14 protein-coding genes and 5 tRNA genes are annotated in these 14370 nt (G+C 33.5%); 6 read left to right on the top strand and 13 right to left on the bottom strand.

Going from position 1 to position 14370, the window contains the following annotated elements:
• Nucleotides 1–402: 402 nt before the first annotated feature.
• Nucleotides 403–594: a mechanosensitive ion channel domain-containing protein gene (locus ACLTBU_RS16715; RefSeq protein ID WP_337531288.1), complete on the bottom strand. Its 192-nt coding sequence runs from the start codon at nucleotides 592–594 to the stop codon at nucleotides 403–405.
• A gap of 294 nt (nucleotides 595–888) precedes the next feature.
• Between ACLTBU_RS16715 and ACLTBU_RS16710 the strand changes: the two genes are divergently transcribed.
• Nucleotides 889–1275: a hypothetical protein gene (locus ACLTBU_RS16710; RefSeq protein ID WP_412220114.1), complete on the top strand. Its 387-nt coding sequence runs from the start codon at nucleotides 889–891 to the stop codon at nucleotides 1273–1275.
• 66 nt (nucleotides 1276–1341) lie between these two features.
• Here the strand turns inward: ACLTBU_RS16710 and ACLTBU_RS16705 are convergent, their stop codons facing one another.
• From ACLTBU_RS16705 to ACLTBU_RS16690, 4 genes are all read right to left on the bottom strand, one after another.
• Nucleotides 1342–2109, bottom strand: a complete 768-nt coding sequence (locus ACLTBU_RS16705) for an AAC(3) family N-acetyltransferase (protein WP_337531284.1) — start codon at nucleotides 2107–2109, stop codon at nucleotides 1342–1344.
• 149 nt (nucleotides 2110–2258) lie between these two features.
• Complete coding sequence (locus tag ACLTBU_RS16700) at nucleotides 2259–4133, bottom strand: aryl-sulfate sulfotransferase (RefSeq protein WP_249334186.1); 1875 nt, start codon at nucleotides 4131–4133, stop codon at nucleotides 2259–2261.
• A 42-nt stretch (nucleotides 4134–4175) separates the two neighbouring features.
• The gene (locus tag ACLTBU_RS16695; RefSeq protein WP_249334188.1) at nucleotides 4176–4481 is read right to left on the bottom strand and encodes a thioredoxin family protein; all 306 of its coding nucleotides are present in this window, start codon (nucleotides 4479–4481) and stop codon (nucleotides 4176–4178) included.
• A 35-nt stretch (nucleotides 4482–4516) separates the two neighbouring features.
• On the bottom strand, nucleotides 4517–5434 hold the full coding sequence (locus tag ACLTBU_RS16690) for an NAD(P)/FAD-dependent oxidoreductase (RefSeq protein WP_320651458.1): 918 nt from the start codon (nucleotides 5432–5434) through the stop codon (nucleotides 4517–4519).
• A 254-nt stretch (nucleotides 5435–5688) separates the two neighbouring features.
• Between ACLTBU_RS16690 and ACLTBU_RS16685 the strand changes: the two genes are divergently transcribed.
• The 3 genes from ACLTBU_RS16685 to ACLTBU_RS16675 all read left to right on the top strand — a co-directional run bounded on the left by ACLTBU_RS16685 (nucleotide 5689) and on the right by ACLTBU_RS16675 (nucleotide 9620).
• On the top strand, nucleotides 5689–6357 hold the full coding sequence (locus tag ACLTBU_RS16685; protein ID WP_337528149.1) for a Crp/Fnr family transcriptional regulator: 669 nt from the start codon (nucleotides 5689–5691) through the stop codon (nucleotides 6355–6357).
• Nucleotides 6358–6473: 116 nt separating this feature from the next.
• Nucleotides 6474–7925, top strand: a complete 1452-nt coding sequence (locus tag ACLTBU_RS16680; protein ID WP_249334195.1) for an SLC13 family permease — start codon at nucleotides 6474–6476, stop codon at nucleotides 7923–7925.
• A 246-nt stretch (nucleotides 7926–8171) separates the two neighbouring features.
• A complete protein-coding gene (locus ACLTBU_RS16675; RefSeq protein ID WP_412220110.1) occupies nucleotides 8172–9620 on the top strand; it encodes an SLC13 family permease in 1449 nt (482 codons plus the stop codon).
• A 106-nt stretch (nucleotides 9621–9726) separates the two neighbouring features.
• Here ACLTBU_RS16675 and ACLTBU_RS16670 read toward each other — a convergent pair.
• The 7 genes from ACLTBU_RS16670 to ACLTBU_RS16640 form a co-directional block, all read right to left on the bottom strand.
• Nucleotides 9727–9812: transfer RNA gene (locus tag ACLTBU_RS16670), tRNA-Ser, on the bottom strand.
• Nucleotides 9813–9965: 153 nt separating this feature from the next.
• Nucleotides 9966–10051: transfer RNA gene (locus ACLTBU_RS16665), tRNA-Leu, on the bottom strand.
• 7 nt (nucleotides 10052–10058) lie between these two features.
• Nucleotides 10059–10132, bottom strand: a tRNA-Asp gene (locus tag ACLTBU_RS16660).
• 49 nt (nucleotides 10133–10181) lie between these two features.
• Complete coding sequence (locus ACLTBU_RS16655; protein ID WP_320651462.1) at nucleotides 10182–11081, bottom strand: LysR family transcriptional regulator; 900 nt, start codon at nucleotides 11079–11081, stop codon at nucleotides 10182–10184.
• 269 nt (nucleotides 11082–11350) lie between these two features.
• Nucleotides 11351–11623 (bottom strand): DUF4097 family beta strand repeat-containing protein, encoded by a 273-nt coding sequence (locus ACLTBU_RS16650; protein ID WP_412220108.1) that lies wholly within the window; start codon nucleotides 11621–11623, stop codon nucleotides 11351–11353.
• Nucleotides 11608–11745 carry a DUF4097 family beta strand repeat-containing protein gene (locus ACLTBU_RS16645; RefSeq protein ID WP_412220105.1) on the bottom strand — a complete coding sequence of 46 codons (138 nt, stop codon included), beginning with the start codon at nucleotides 11743–11745 and terminating at the stop codon, nucleotides 11608–11610. The genes ACLTBU_RS16650 and ACLTBU_RS16645 overlap by 16 nt, the downstream gene beginning before the upstream one ends.
• Before the next feature lie 65 nt (nucleotides 11746–11810).
• A tRNA-Arg gene (locus ACLTBU_RS16640) sits at nucleotides 11811–11884 on the bottom strand.
• Nucleotides 11885–12036: 152 nt separating this feature from the next.
• Between ACLTBU_RS16640 and ACLTBU_RS16635 the strand changes: the two genes are divergently transcribed.
• Entirely contained in the window at nucleotides 12037–13353 is a 1317-nt protein-coding gene (locus ACLTBU_RS16635; RefSeq protein WP_412220103.1) for a putative DNA modification/repair radical SAM protein, read from the top strand.
• A gap of 3 nt (nucleotides 13354–13356) precedes the next feature.
• The gene (locus tag ACLTBU_RS16630) at nucleotides 13357–14106 is read left to right on the top strand and encodes a TIGR03915 family putative DNA repair protein (RefSeq protein WP_412220100.1); all 750 of its coding nucleotides are present in this window, start codon (nucleotides 13357–13359) and stop codon (nucleotides 14104–14106) included.
• 92 nt (nucleotides 14107–14198) lie between these two features.
• Here the strand turns inward: ACLTBU_RS16630 and ACLTBU_RS16625 are convergent.
• A tRNA-Leu gene (locus ACLTBU_RS16625) sits at nucleotides 14199–14282 on the bottom strand.
• Nucleotides 14283–14370: the final 88 nt, after the last annotated feature.

The raw sequence follows: 14370 nt of genomic DNA, 5'->3' as shown, positions 1-14370 counted from the left end.
CTTATTTATCAAGGCCTCAGCCCTGTGTGTCAGTGGCGCTGTGCCCTGCTGACTTTTATTATTATGCACTATAACTTTGCATAAGTCAACCCCTTTTTACACCTTTTTTAAATTAATATTGTTTTCTTGTTGAATAATCTTAAGAAAGCTTTCCCACAGCGTATGTTTCGCCATTCTAGTTTGCCTTAGACTGCATAGATATCTTGCTGTAAGCCTAATATAATTATTCTTTACTTCTATATAGATAATAGGCATTAAATTACTCTAATAGATAAAGTTATAATCCCCTCTGTATTCTCTCTATAATATCATATAGTATCTCTTTAGCTTTCTCCCAATCGCTCTTCTAGTGTATTATCAACACTAATCTCATGCCAAGTATAGCAAAATCCTTTTTCATAGTTATAAATAGGAAAAAAGCCTTTGCTCTTGGCTAATTCTATTGCTTACTTCTATCATTTTAAATTGTAACCATCCTGCATCAATTACATCTCCTATATTGCCATTAACCTCTATCCTATCTCCCATTTTAAAAGGTTCAGCCCATAAAATATATAAATCCCCTACTATATTAATAAGGATATCTTTCATCATGATGGTAATCCCGACTGAGAAAACAATGAAAGTAACAATATTTTACTATAAAGGTATTTCCTTAAAATAAGTATATTCATTAAAAATACTCAGCTTAATAAAATGCTTTTAATTTAAAATCTTGTTCACCCCAACTTATTTTAATCCATTCCATAAATGTCATTATCTTTCCTATCGCCTCTTCTTCTTAATTATATTTAAATATATATTATTTATTTTCACCATAGGTTTGTCACCCTTTTAGAGGTCGTACATATTATATAATTGTAAACAACTTTAAAGGAGGTTTTTAGTATGGCATGTGATTGTAATTGTTCAAGATTTGAAGATGATTTTCGTAATTTTGAAGAACGTGAAGTAAGAGGTAACTTCTGTGACTTTGACACAGATGACAGAAATGACAGAAATGACAGGGATGACAGACGTGACAGGGATGACAGACGTGACAGAGATGACAGAGATGACAGAGATGACAGACGTCGCCGTAACTGCAGACGCTTAGCTAATGAAGTTGAAAGACGTATCGATGATTTAAAAGAGGACATTAGAAGATTAGATAACGCTTTTGATAGACTTGAAGATCGTGGCTGCATCAGAGGAACTTCTCGTGATGATGACAATGGTCACGGTTGCCGTAGATGTGGTTGCCGTAGATGTGGTTGCCGTAGATGCGACTTCTAATTTAGACCCCCTATAATTCACTATAAAAATCACTAAAAAAGAGTTAAAGTAGGATAATATCCTACTTTAACTCTTTTTTACATCTACAAAATAATGTTCATCTTCTCTAAGTATATTGATAGCTTTTTTCCACATTGCCTTTGCATTTATTAAATAACATTCTGCTTCGAATACTTTCCCTTTTTTAAGTTCAGTACCTTCTTCTAACAACGCTTCAATTCTATCGTAACATTGGATGGTATTTTTAAATCCATGTGTCTTATAGTATTTATAACTCTTCTCTCTATTTACATTAAATAGTTTATATTGTAGCATCTCACCATATAAATAATCCGGTTCTACCAATTCTTCTACCCCGTGCATAGAGGTATTCGGATTTAACCCACATCCTAAAAATAATATATGTCCTCCCATTTCATTAACCAGTCTAAATGGAGAATTTGGTCCACATGGTGTTTGATCTAAATGATGGTTTTCTAGTAACTCTTTTGCAAATCTTCCCTTTGCACACACAGAATGTGTTGGATGCAAGCTACGTACTACACCATCCATCTTTCTGAAACACTCACTTAATGCGCCTACATCAGATGGTGTATCTTTTACACTAAAGGTGTCATTGTTATTTCCATCTACACTTTTATAACTTAATGTAGGCATTAATAATGTTCCTTTTTCACCTAACACATTCTCTATACTTTTTATAAGAGACTCTATTTTTAAATCCTTAAGTCCTAATGCTTTTATAGAACTATGTACTAATAAGATATCTCCCTCTCTCACGCCTAAGTCTCTTAGTTGTTCTTCCATTGCCTTATTATATACGTAACCTATCACCAATTGTGCCCCCTCTTTGTCTGTTATCTTGTGACAACTATTATATTACCACAAAAATATATACTTGTTGTATATTTTTTTATGTATTTTACCGACAAAAACAAAAAAAGGCGCAGAATCTTTTGTGAGATTCTACACCTTTTTTTAAATTATAGGTTAACTACAACACCTGTTTGATATTTTTTATCGTCTACGATAACTGTAATTTTGAAGATGCCACTTAAACCTTCTTTATTAACATTGAACTTAACAACTCTTTCATCTGACTCTTGGAATGTACCTGCGCACATTGCTAAGAATGTTTGTTTAGTTGTTGGAACAAAGTATCTATGTACATCATCATTTGTCATAGATTCTAATTGAAGCATTACAAGTTGACCTCTTTCAAATTTTGCATCAAAGATAATACGGTCAACTTCATTAATGAATTTACCTTCATTAATTTCTGGTAATAATAAACCTGTATCTTCTGCTGGGACTTCTGTTAAGAACTCTTCTGTTACAGCCATATGGCCTAAAAGTTGTCCTTCTCCAAGTTCAAGATTAGTACCTTCATGATAGAATTTAAGTTTTTCTGCTCTGTAGTAATTTGCAGTTGTATGCATTTCATATTTAACTACATCATCTTCAACTTCTACTGTAATAGTTTGAAGTTTTGTTTTTGGATCTTTTGTATCAAGGAACGCTGGTAATACTTGTGTTGGTTTTGCATCATAGTATCCAATACCACCTGAATGTACAAGGTAATGTCCATCTCTGTAATATTCTACGTTACAGATATATGGTGAGAAGAATTGTGCGCCTCTTTCTTTTCCGAACTGCCAGATTTGTTCAATTGTCATATCTTCTGTATTGATTCTATATCTTACACCACGAGAGTAGCTGTCTTTTGATAACACATATTTAGCTGGGTCTTTTGATCCCCAGTGACCATTGTCAAACATCATAACATCGCCATCTGGTAATACAACACATGCATGTTGCTCATATTGCCAATCGAACTCACCATCTCCAACTGGTGTAAAGAAGTACTTATCTACCATTTCTTGTGGCCAACCTTCTGGATCCCCGATAATCCAGTTAAGGTCACCTGTTTCATAATCTAAGTTAATAACAGCATCTTGGTGTCTACCTGATAATGTAAGAGAGTTTGTACGTTTGTCATACCATACAGCATTATTATGGAACCAGTCATGTTCTGACCAGCTACCTGATTTACCTTTATCTTGTGGAAGTACTTTTTTGTAATCCCATGATTTTAAGATTTCACCTGTATTTCTATCTACAAGTACACACATATCTTCTGCAGTTGCTGCTCCAGCTTGTTGTGTAAGGATAAGTAAGTTGCCGTCTTCCATTTCAAATTGGTCATGGTGATAGCCACCTGGAATACGGTATTCTTTATAAATTTTACCACAGAGGCTCATTTCGCAGATACCAGCCATATAATATGGTTTACCAATGAAGCGATTTGAACCAATTAGTACATTACCATTTTTAAGACGTTTCATATCAAAGATAAATGGTTCTGTTAAGTACCAACGGCAGTCTCCGTTATAGTCATAACCCGCTGCATAGTCTTCACCAGCTGGTGTTGTAAACATGATATTATCTTGCATATATTCACTTGTTGTATTGATATATGTACATTTACCAATGTTATCTTGGACAGGTGCTGTTTGAATTTTAACTTCTGTTTCTACACCATTTGAAAGTTTAAGAACAACTGTGTTTTCATAATCTCCATATAAGCCCATTACCGGAAGTCTATGCTCTTTTGTTTTTGGGAATGTATGAGTAATATTTCCAGCTTCTTCTTTACCTTTTACAGTAAGTGTAACTTCTACTTCTTCTTCTGTGTTAAACATGATAACTGCTGAAAGTGGACATACAATATAAGGATTTAATTTTACATATGGACTTTCTACACTGTAACTACCATTTGCAAAAGCTTCAAGCATAGCTTGTTCTTGTCTGTACTGTGCTGTAATAAGATGGTCTACCGATTTAAATGATACTGACATTTTCTTTCCTCCTACCTAAAATGATGTTTTATGATAATTTAATTAAGCTTCTAATAATTGTTTTAATACCGGTTTTTGTTGTAAACCTTTTAAACGCTTTACTTCTTCCCCATCTTGTAATAAAAGGATAGTTGGATAAGATGCTACATCATATTTTTCAACGATTTCTTTATTGCGATCAAAATCTACTTTTAAAATTACTGCATCTGGCATATCTTTTTCTAAGTCTGCTAATACAAAACCTAACATTTTACATGGACCACATGTTTTTGAATAAACGTCAACTAATACTTTACCTTGGTTTGCTACTGCATTAAATTCTTCAAAGTTTGTAATTTCTTTAATCATGATTATTAGCTCCTTTAATTAATCTTTTATACGAATTAAATTGTTTTAATATATTTTGATGCTACTTGTGCTGCAACAGCGCCATCTGAACATGCTGTAACAACTTGTCTTAACTCTTTTGTTACCACATCTCCAGCTCCATAAATACCCGCAACACTTGTTTCCATTCGACTATTTACTTTAATATAACCTTGTTCATCTAAGATACCTAATGCTGCAAAAGCTTCTGTAGATGGCTTAAGACCTATATACTCAAATACGCCATCGCATGTAAGTTCTAACTCTTCTTGAGTTTGGGTAGATTTAATACGCACACCTTGTAATTTCTCTACTCCAGTGAATCCTTCGATGTTATAGAATTCATAAATTGTTACATTTGGAAGGGCACGTAATTCATCACAAGATACTGGGTCTGCTGTTAAATCAAATAGTGTAACTACTTTTACTGAATTTGCAAGACTTGCAAGGTAGATTGCTTCCTCTACAGCAGAATTCCCGCCACCAATAACAACAACATCTTTATCTCTGTAGTAAGCCCCATCACAGATTGCACACCAGCTAATATTCTCACCTGCAAAGCGGTCTTCATTTTCTACACCAAGTCTTCTCGGAATAGTCCCTGTAGCCAAAATGACTGTCTTAGCTTCAAAGATTTTCTCTTCTTCTTCGCATGTAATAATTTTGATATTACCTTCTTCTTTAATATCTTTAACCGTTCCGTAATCAAAAGTCACTTGTAATTCTTGTGTATGCTCAAACATTTTATAAGCAAGCTCTGCTCCATTAATAGTTCCTACACCTGTATAATTTTGAATTTCATGTGTATTAATAATTTGTCCACCTGGTGCAAGCTTTTCTAATAAAAGCACACTCATATTTGCTCTTGCTGCATAAATAGCTGCTGTCATACCTGCTGGTCCTGCTCCAATAATAACTACGTCGTATAGTGCCACGCTTAACGCCCCTTCCATTTACTTTGTATATATTGATTAGATAATTTTTTAACAAATAAGTTTATAATTTTGTCCTTCGTTTCTTATAAATTCAGTATATCATTCTCTTAAATTTTTAAAAATAACGCATGTTATGTTTCAAAAATTTAAGGGCATCTACATCTATTTTTTTATTTTCATTGATTTTTTAGCCAATATATTGTATTTTCAAATATAATACTTATTTTATTTTTACCATTAGAGGGGGATGCATCATGACATCAATAGATAAATCTTATTTTGATGAGTTCTGCAAAATTGGGAAATTTCGTACTGTAAAAAAAGGTGAATGTCTCTATGATTTAGAGCGCCTAAATGATCATGTATATTGTTTAGAAGATGGACTATGTGCTCTTATAAGCATTACAAAATCTGGCGAGGAAAAAATCTATCATTATTTTGCTTCAGGAAGCATTATCAACTTTACTCCTGCATACCTGACACTCCCCTCAAATGCTGCCTCTGCGGCCTTTTATATGTATACTAAATCTGATTGTAAGCTCTATGAAATTTCTTATAAAAGCTTCTACAAATTATTAAGTGAAAATGCTCATCTTAACCGTTATATCATGACACTATTTGCAAATCATTTTTCTAACGTACTTTATCATTTTCACTTTATGCAGGAAGCAAGTACGCCAAGCCGTTTATGCAAAACTTTGCTAGACTTTAGTTATATGTCTGGCAAAAGACGCATTGTAAATAAACATTTTAACTATGTTGAACTCTCTAAATATTTAGGCGTTCACACTGTAACTGTATCTCGTATTATGCGTTCTTTAAAACAGGTAGGTGCAATTGAAAAGGATGGTCACCTTATTGTTATTAAAAACTTAGATATACTAGAACGATATATTCAGGATACAGAATCTCTTCCCTACTAATATATTATTTACCTAAACCTAACATAGGCTATTTTTTATTCTGCCATAGTGTGTTATTGTTTTAACACACTATGGCTTATTTTATTGGCTAAACTTTATTTGAGGGAGAGATTTTCATGCAAGCAAGACTCACCAAAGCTGATATTCACTATTGGATTACTTCAGCTATCGGCATTTTTATTATGCTCTTTTTTAAATTCATTCCTGCTCCAGAACCTATTACTCCTATAGGGATGGAAATCATAGGGATATTCATAGGGATGATTTTACTCTGGTCTTTTATTGATCCTATTTGGCCAAGTTTATTAGGAATTTTATTATTAGGATGTAGTAGTTATGCTTCTATGAACCAAATTCTAATGAACTTCTTAGGTGATGCAACTGTTGTCCAGCTCATCTTTATGATGATTCTTATCGGTGCACTTGTGCAATCAGGTTTAACTGACTATATCGGAAGATGGTTTTTAACAAGAAAGGTTATCAATGGTAAGCCTTGGATGTTCTCATTCATGGTACTCCTAGGTGTTTATGCACTAGGTGCTACATCATCTGCTTTTACACCAATCTTTCTTTTCTGGCCTATCTTATATGGTATCTTTAAAGAGTTAGGTTATAAACCTAAAGATAAATATCCAACACTTATGCTTATTGCAGTTGTAGTTATTGCAATTGTCGGCTTCTCTGCTGCTCCATTTAAAGACGGTCCACTTATCCTTCTTAACAACTATACAACACTTAGCGGCAACGAAATTAACTATACTGCCTTTATGGGATTAACATTACCTTTATCTTTCTTATCTATCATTAGCATCATTTTACTCATGAAATATATATTAAAACCTGATGTTACGTTACTTAAGGAAGTTAATACAGAAATGTTTAATAAAAATCCTTTACCACCATTAAATTTAAAACATAAGATTCTTTCAGTAGCTTTCATAGTTTATATTATTGTCATGCTTCTACCTGGTCTTCTTCCAGCAGATTCTCCTATTAGACCATTCTTTAATGATAATAAATATGGCTTTGCCTTAGCTGTTGTATGCATCCTTTGTTTCATTAAAATTAACGGTAAATTCCTTATTGACTACCAATCTATTGCTAATAACCATACTCAATGGAGCTCTATATTTATCATAGGTGCAGCCCTTACGATTGGCAACGCACTTACTTCAGACGTAACAGGTGTAACACCGTTCTTAAGTAAACTCCTTACACCTATATTTGAAGGAACTGGAGAAATTACTTTTATTATCTTAGTACTTATATTAGGACTTATACTTACAAACTTTTGTAATAGTGTTGTAATTGGGATTATCTTCCTCCCTATTATTCTCACTTTCACTCAATCTATGGGAATTATGCCTGCTCCAATTATTGCTATATTCATTTTTGTTGTTCTATTAGGTACTATTACCCCTGCCGCTTCACCATTCTCAGCAATTATGCATAGTAATAAATCTTGGTTAGACTCTAATGATATATATAAATATGCTACATTAATGACTATACTTATTTTAATTATTACGATTTTAGTAGGTATACCACTTTCAAACATTTTATTCTAAATAACAAGGGCAAAATGATTAACAATCATTTTGCCCTTTTCTGTATATTAACCCAAATTATATTGTCAATTTACTTTTTTATTATGGTGATAATATACATATAATTGATTTATTTTTTTATTTCTTTATACAAAATTTATTTCTAAATAACTTATGTTATTTTTTTATTTCTTCAATTATGTTATTATTTTAACATACTTGATTTAGGTTATTTTTAGAACTTATTTTAAAAGGGAGATGAATTTTATGCAACAAACAGAACGTAGGCTAAATTATTGGTATCTTATTAATTCTATAATTGGCGTGTCATTAATGTTATTCTTTAAGTTCATTCCGGCACCAGCTCCTATCACTCCTGTCGGAATGGAAGTACTCGGGATCTTCTTCGGTGTAATTTATTTATGGACGACTTGTGATTCAATTTGGCCAAGCTTAGTGGGTGTATCGCTATTAGGAATTAGTTCCTATGCACCTATGAATACTATCTTAATGAATTTTCTTGGAGATTCTACCGTTGTACAAATGCTATTTATTATGGTTCTTGTTGGAGCAGTTGTTCAATCTGGTTTAACTAATTACATAGGCAGATGGTTTTTAACCCGTAAAATTATTAATGGAAAACCTTGGGTGTTTAGTTTTATGCTTCTTTTAGGTGTATACGTATTAGCTTTCTTATCAAGCGCTTTTGCACCAACCTTTTTATTCTGGCCTATACTGTACGGAATTTTTAAAGAATTAGATTATAAACCAGGTGATAAATATCCAACACTTATGCTAATAGCTGTTGTAATTACTGCTATACTTGGTGTAGCTTCTGCACCATTTAAAGATGTTCCTCTTATTCTACTTAGCAATTATAAGAATGTTTCAGGTGTTGAAGTAAATTATGCATCTTATATGGGACTTACTATTCCTTTATCACTTATTTGCTTGACTGTCCTTATCTTATTTATGAAATATGTATTAAGACCGGACGTTACAAGCTTAAAAGCCATTAATGCAGAAATGTTTAATAAAAACCCTTTACCACCTCTAACATTCAAACATAAGCTATTAGCTACTGCATTCGGTCTTTTTGTTATCTTAATGCTCCTTCCTGGTATCTTACCAGCAGGTCCATTACAACAGTTCTTCAATGACAACAAATTTGGTTTTGCAGTACTACTCGTAGGTATTTTATGTGGACTTAAGTTAGAAGGTAAGTTTGTTATCGACTATCAAACTGTTATGAGTACTCAGGTTCAATGGAGCACCGTATTCCTTATTGCAGCTGCATTAACTATAGGTAATGCATTAACTTCTGAAGCTACTGGTGTAACACCATTCCTTAAACAAACGCTTACTCCGATCTTCGGAGGTACAAGTGAATTTGTCTTTATTGCGATGATTTTAGTGATCGGACTTATACTAACAAACCTCTGCAACAGTGCAGTAATTGGGATGATTTTTATTCCTATCATCTTTACATTCTGTGGCACAATGGGTATATCAGCAGACCCAATTGTCTCTATATTTATCTTCTTAGTTCTTATGGCTCTTGTAACACCTGCTGCTTCCCCTTACGCCGCACTTATTCATGGTAATAAAACATGGTTCAAAACATCTGATATTTATAAATATACAACTATCATCTCAGCTGTGATGTTACTTATCATTTTAGTTATAGGTATTCCTCTCTCTAAAATCGTTTTCTAAATTCATATATAAAAAAGCTCAAAATGCACATAGCATTTCGAGCTTTTTTATAATACTTATTTTTACATAACAAAAAAGCGTATAACTTATGTTATACGCTCTGAAGCGGAGAAGGTGGGATTCGAACCCACGGCCCCTTTCGGAGTCACTGGTTTTCAAGACCAGCTCCTTAAACCACTCGGACACCTCTCCAAAGTTGTTATGTCAATTACTCTCTTATAATAACATAGTATTTGTCATATGTAAAGCCTTTTTTTAAAAAAATTAAAGTTTTTTAGAACGTCCATAAATCTAGCCCTCAGCTAGGCAAAAAAATCCTACAACTTATGTTGTAGGATTTCCCTATGCCGGAGACCGGAATCGAACCGGTACGGGAGGTAAGTCCCGCAGGATTTTAAGTCCTGTGCGTCTGCCAGTTCCGCCACTCCGGCATATAAGCGACCCAGAAGGGACTCGAACCCTCGACCTCCGCCGTGACAGGGCGGCGTGCTAACCAACTGTACCACTGGGCCATCGCTATTTCATAAGTATAATAACATATCTATTGACGTATGTAAATAGCTAATTTAAATTTTTTATATTTGTTTCTAGTATAGAAAGAAATTCTGCTGAGGCTGGTGATAAAGGGACGCTCTTTAAGAATAGACATCCTATACTTCTCCTAGGAATAGGTTGCATCAATCTAATCTCAAATACTCCCTTACTTTCTAAATAATCTTTAGCAAATTCTTTAACAACACAAGATATACCTAAATTAATCTTAGCAAACTCTAGTAATAAGTCATGTGAACCAAGTTCTATTTCAGGATTAATTTTAATACCTTCTGAAAGTAAATATTGCTCTACATACTGACGAGAATTAGATTTCTTCTCAAGAAAGATAAGTGGTAACTCAGTAAGAGTTTCGAGTGATACAGGATTTTTACTTAACTTCCTATATTCCTCTCCCCCTACAAAGATATCATGTATAGGCAGACATTCTCTTACCTCTAACGCTGGGTCTTCTACCGGTAAATTACATACTGCTAGATCTATTTCGCCTGCCTTTAATAATTCGCATTGCTCAATGGTAGTACGATTAATGATCTTTAGTTTGATATTCGGAAATCTTGTATGAAATTCTTCTAAATAGGGCAATAAGAAAAATCTTGAAATCGTATCTCCCACCCCTATTTTAAGTTCTCCAGCAACTAGATTAAGGGTTTCTTTAATCTTTTGTTCTCCTACCTGAATGAGATTCATAGCTGTATGTATATACTCATAGAGTAAGCCCCCCTCTGCAGTCAATACTACACCTCTTGCACTTCTTCTAAATAAGCTAATGCCAAGTTCACTTTCTAACTGCATAATAGTTTGACTGACAGCAGGCTGTGTCATATAAAGTTTCTTTGCCGCAGCAGAAAAACTCTGACACTGCGCTACCATACAAAATACCTTATAATAATCTAATTTAATATTCATGTAACCCTCTTTAATTTTATTATTTACTCTACTTATATCATATCGTATTTTTTATGACAAGAACAAGGTTCATAAATGAGCTTATCTTCTATCATTCTATATACACACATTTATATTTACACCATATAATCTATACATTATCCTGTCCTTTTATGGATGTACATATGCAACTTATGCCTCACTCTCTTAAAAGTCATGAACCACTTCAACTTGACTTTTATTTTAAGCCAATAAAAAACTTTATATCCATTAAACTAAATACAATTGAGCTAATTAATCTCTAGATTTCCCGAAACTGTTTTTACCCTCAACTTAGCACTTTCATCCTTATAACTATACTTTTTCTTACTTTTTACCATAACATCAAAATCACTTTCAAAATCTCCACTTGTGGAGTTAAACTCTAAATCAAATCCGTTCATCTTAGCAAAGGTTAAGTCTATATCACCTGAAACCGATTCAACTCTTATTTGTTTAGGATGCTGCATTAATTCTAGTTCTATATTACCACTTACGGTTTTACCCTCTACATTATTACACATACCTTCATTTCTAAATCACCACTTGTACTAACTCCCTCTAGGGAATCTATCTCTATATTTTCTACCTTTATATCTCCACTAGTCGTATTTATTTTCATCTCTTTTGCAGCAACATTGATCATTTCAATTTTTATAGCAAAAAGAAGGCATATAAACTTTAAAAGTTTATATGCCTTCTTTTTCAGTACGTATCCACAGGGATTCGAACCCCGGACCCACGCCTTAGAAGGGCGTTGCTCTATCCAGCTGAGCTATGGATACACAATGATTAACCAATTACTTTATTATCTTACCATGATTTTTGACGTATGTAAAGAGAAATCTCATAAATAAATTAAATTTATTCTCTAAATAAGCTTTTCTTCCCTAGACTATCGAACATTTGTTCTGTTATAATAAAATAAGGTGATGTTATGGATATTAAAACAAAATTAGAGATTTTATCAGATGCAGCTAAATATGATGTATCCTGTTCCTCTTCAGGCTCTAAGAGGCAATCTAAGAAAGGTGCTTTAGGTTCTACTGAAGCCAGTGGTATATGCCATTCTTTTACGCCTGACGGCAGATGTATTTCATTACTAAAAATTTTACTCACTAACTATTGTATTTATGATTGTGCCTATTGTATTAACAGGCAATCTAATGATGTGCGGCGTGCAGCTTTTACACCTGATGAAGTCGTTAGCTTAACGATGAACTTCTATAGGCGTAATTATATAGAAGGTCTCTTCTTAAGCTCTGCTATTATTAAGGATCCAAATCATACAATGGAACTTTTGACTACAGTACTTAAGAAACTACGCATTGAACAGAGCTTTAGAGGTTATATTCATGTTAAAGCCATACCTGGTGCAAATGAAGACCTCATTAATGAATGTGGACTTTATGCAGACCGTATGAGTGTTAATATTGAACTCCCATCTTCTAAATCCCTTAAACTGCTAGCACCTAGTAAAGCTAAACAAGATATATTAAAGCCTATGAGGCTTATTAAATCTCATATTCTAGAAAGTCAAGATAACCGTAAGTCTTTCCGTCATGCACCTCTCTTTGTACCTGGTGGGCAAAGTACACAACTTATAGTAGGGGCATCTCCAGAAAGTGACTTAAGTATTATGAATCTAAGCCAGGGGCTTTATGATAAATATTCACTTAAACGTGTTTATTACTCAGCTTATATTCCTATTAATCAAGGCAATAACTTGCCTTTACTTAAGTCTCCGCCTGTTATGCGTGAACATAGACTCTATCAAGGTGACTGGTTATTACGTCTTTATGGTTTCAGAGCAAATGAACTACTAAATGAACAAAACCCTAACTTTGATATTAACTTTGATCCTAAGACCTCCTGGGCACTACGTAATATGCATCTCTTTCCTATTGAAGTTAATAAAGCTCCTTACGAAATGCTTATACGTGTGCCCGGTATTGGACTTAATGGTGCAAAGAAGATTATAAGTGCTAGACGACTTACTAACTTAACCTTTGAAGACTTAAAAAAGTTACGTATTGTTTTAAAACGTGCACAGTATTTTATATTATGTAATGGAAAGTATAATGGAAATGTATCCTATGATGATGAGAAAATTCGCCTTGCTATTAAACCTGAATTAGACCTTAATATAGTTGAAAACAATGCTACCCAACTTAGCCTATTTGATCAACCTCATTCTAAGTCAAGAATTTTACTCTTAGATGATTTACCAACTGCATTAACAGGAGAGTTATAAATTATGAAAAATTATTTATATGATGGAAGTTTTGAAGGCTTTCTTACTGCCATTTTCTATGCTTACCAAGATAAAGAGTCTCCTCTTATTACTAGAGAAATCAATTATATACCTCATCTCCTTTATGAACCTATTAAAGTTAACGTAGAGCAAGATAAGTTTAAGCGGGTTTATACAAGTATTCAGACTAAACTCTCTACCGCTATTCTCTCGACTGTCTACTATCTTTATCTAAGTGAGTTAAAAGGATTTGAGAATCTCTGTTTAGATTATCTTAAATTATGCTACCGCTATGGTGAAAGTATTAATCTAGCTAAAAATAATGACACAATTATTCAAGTAGATTCTTTCCGCCGTCGGGTAACACTTGAAGTTCATCGTTTTAATGGCTTCGTTCGCTTTAAAGAGATTAGCCCTAAGTATTTCTATGCCCAAATAGAACCTGACCACAATATTCTTCCTCTTTTATCTGAACACTTTATTAAAAGATTCTCTGACCAATATTTTATTATTCATGATTTAAAACGAAAGACTGCTCTTGTATATAATCAAGAAGAAGTTTACTTACAGCAACTATCTTTACAACAGTCTAATGCCTTAGCAAGTAATAATATCATTGACCCCTTTCAAGACTTATTTAAAAGCTATTATGATAGTACAACTATTAAAGAACGTAAAAATCCTAAATTACAAAGAAGTTTTGTGCCTAAACGTTATTGGAAGCATCTTGCTGAGATGTGTACATTAGATTAAATAAACTAAGATAAAAAATATATTAAAACAAAAAAACATATTCAACAATCCTACATTCATACAGGATTCTTGAATATGTTTTTTTAAATATATGCCCGAGACCGGAATCGAACCGGTACGAGGGTTAGCTCGCAGGATTTTAAGTCCTGTGCGTCTGCCAGTTCCGCCACTCGGGCATATTAAAAATTTGGCAACCACCTACTCTCCCGGGCCGTCTCCAGCCAAGTACCATCGGCCGCTTTAGTCTTAACCTACGTGTTCGGT

The sequence above is a fragment of the Zhenhengia sp. genome (genome assembly GCF_046966505.1).
In the GTDB taxonomy this organism is placed as follows: Bacteria; Bacillota; Clostridia; order Lachnospirales; family Cellulosilyticaceae; genus Zhenhengia; species Zhenhengia yiwuensis.
This window is presented reverse-complemented; position numbering and strand designations above follow the sequence as displayed.

What these genes read in the sequence shown, in the direction of transcription:
- ACLTBU_RS16675 (WP_412220110.1), top strand. Translation starts at nt 8,172, where the DNA reads ATGCAACAAACAGAACGTAGGCTAAATTATTGGTATCTTATTAATTCT.
- ACLTBU_RS16715 (WP_337531288.1), bottom strand. Translation starts at nt 594, where the DNA reads ATGATGAAAGATATCCTTATTAATATAGTAGGGGATTTATATATTTTA.
- ACLTBU_RS16630 (WP_412220100.1), top strand. Translation starts at nt 13,357, where the DNA reads ATGAAAAATTATTTATATGATGGAAGTTTTGAAGGCTTTCTTACTGCC.
- ACLTBU_RS16700 (WP_249334186.1), bottom strand. Translation starts at nt 4,133, where the DNA reads ATGTCAGTATCATTTAAATCGGTAGACCATCTTATTACAGCACAGTAC.
- ACLTBU_RS16695 (WP_249334188.1), bottom strand. Translation starts at nt 4,481, where the DNA reads ATGATTAAAGAAATTACAAACTTTGAAGAATTTAATGCAGTAGCAAAC.
- ACLTBU_RS16655 (WP_320651462.1), bottom strand. Translation starts at nt 11,081, where the DNA reads ATGAATATTAAATTAGATTATTATAAGGTATTTTGTATGGTAGCGCAG.
- ACLTBU_RS16710 (WP_412220114.1), top strand. Translation starts at nt 889, where the DNA reads ATGGCATGTGATTGTAATTGTTCAAGATTTGAAGATGATTTTCGTAAT.
- ACLTBU_RS16650 (WP_412220108.1), bottom strand. Translation starts at nt 11,623, where the DNA reads ATGTGTAATAATGTAGAGGGTAAAACCGTAAGTGGTAATATAGAACTA.
- ACLTBU_RS16645 (WP_412220105.1), bottom strand. Translation starts at nt 11,745, where the DNA reads ATGATCAATGTTGCTGCAAAAGAGATGAAAATAAATACGACTAGTGGA.
- ACLTBU_RS16635 (WP_412220103.1), top strand. Translation starts at nt 12,037, where the DNA reads ATGGATATTAAAACAAAATTAGAGATTTTATCAGATGCAGCTAAATAT.
- ACLTBU_RS16685 (WP_337528149.1), top strand. Translation starts at nt 5,689, where the DNA reads ATGACATCAATAGATAAATCTTATTTTGATGAGTTCTGCAAAATTGGG.
- ACLTBU_RS16680 (WP_249334195.1), top strand. Translation starts at nt 6,474, where the DNA reads ATGCAAGCAAGACTCACCAAAGCTGATATTCACTATTGGATTACTTCA.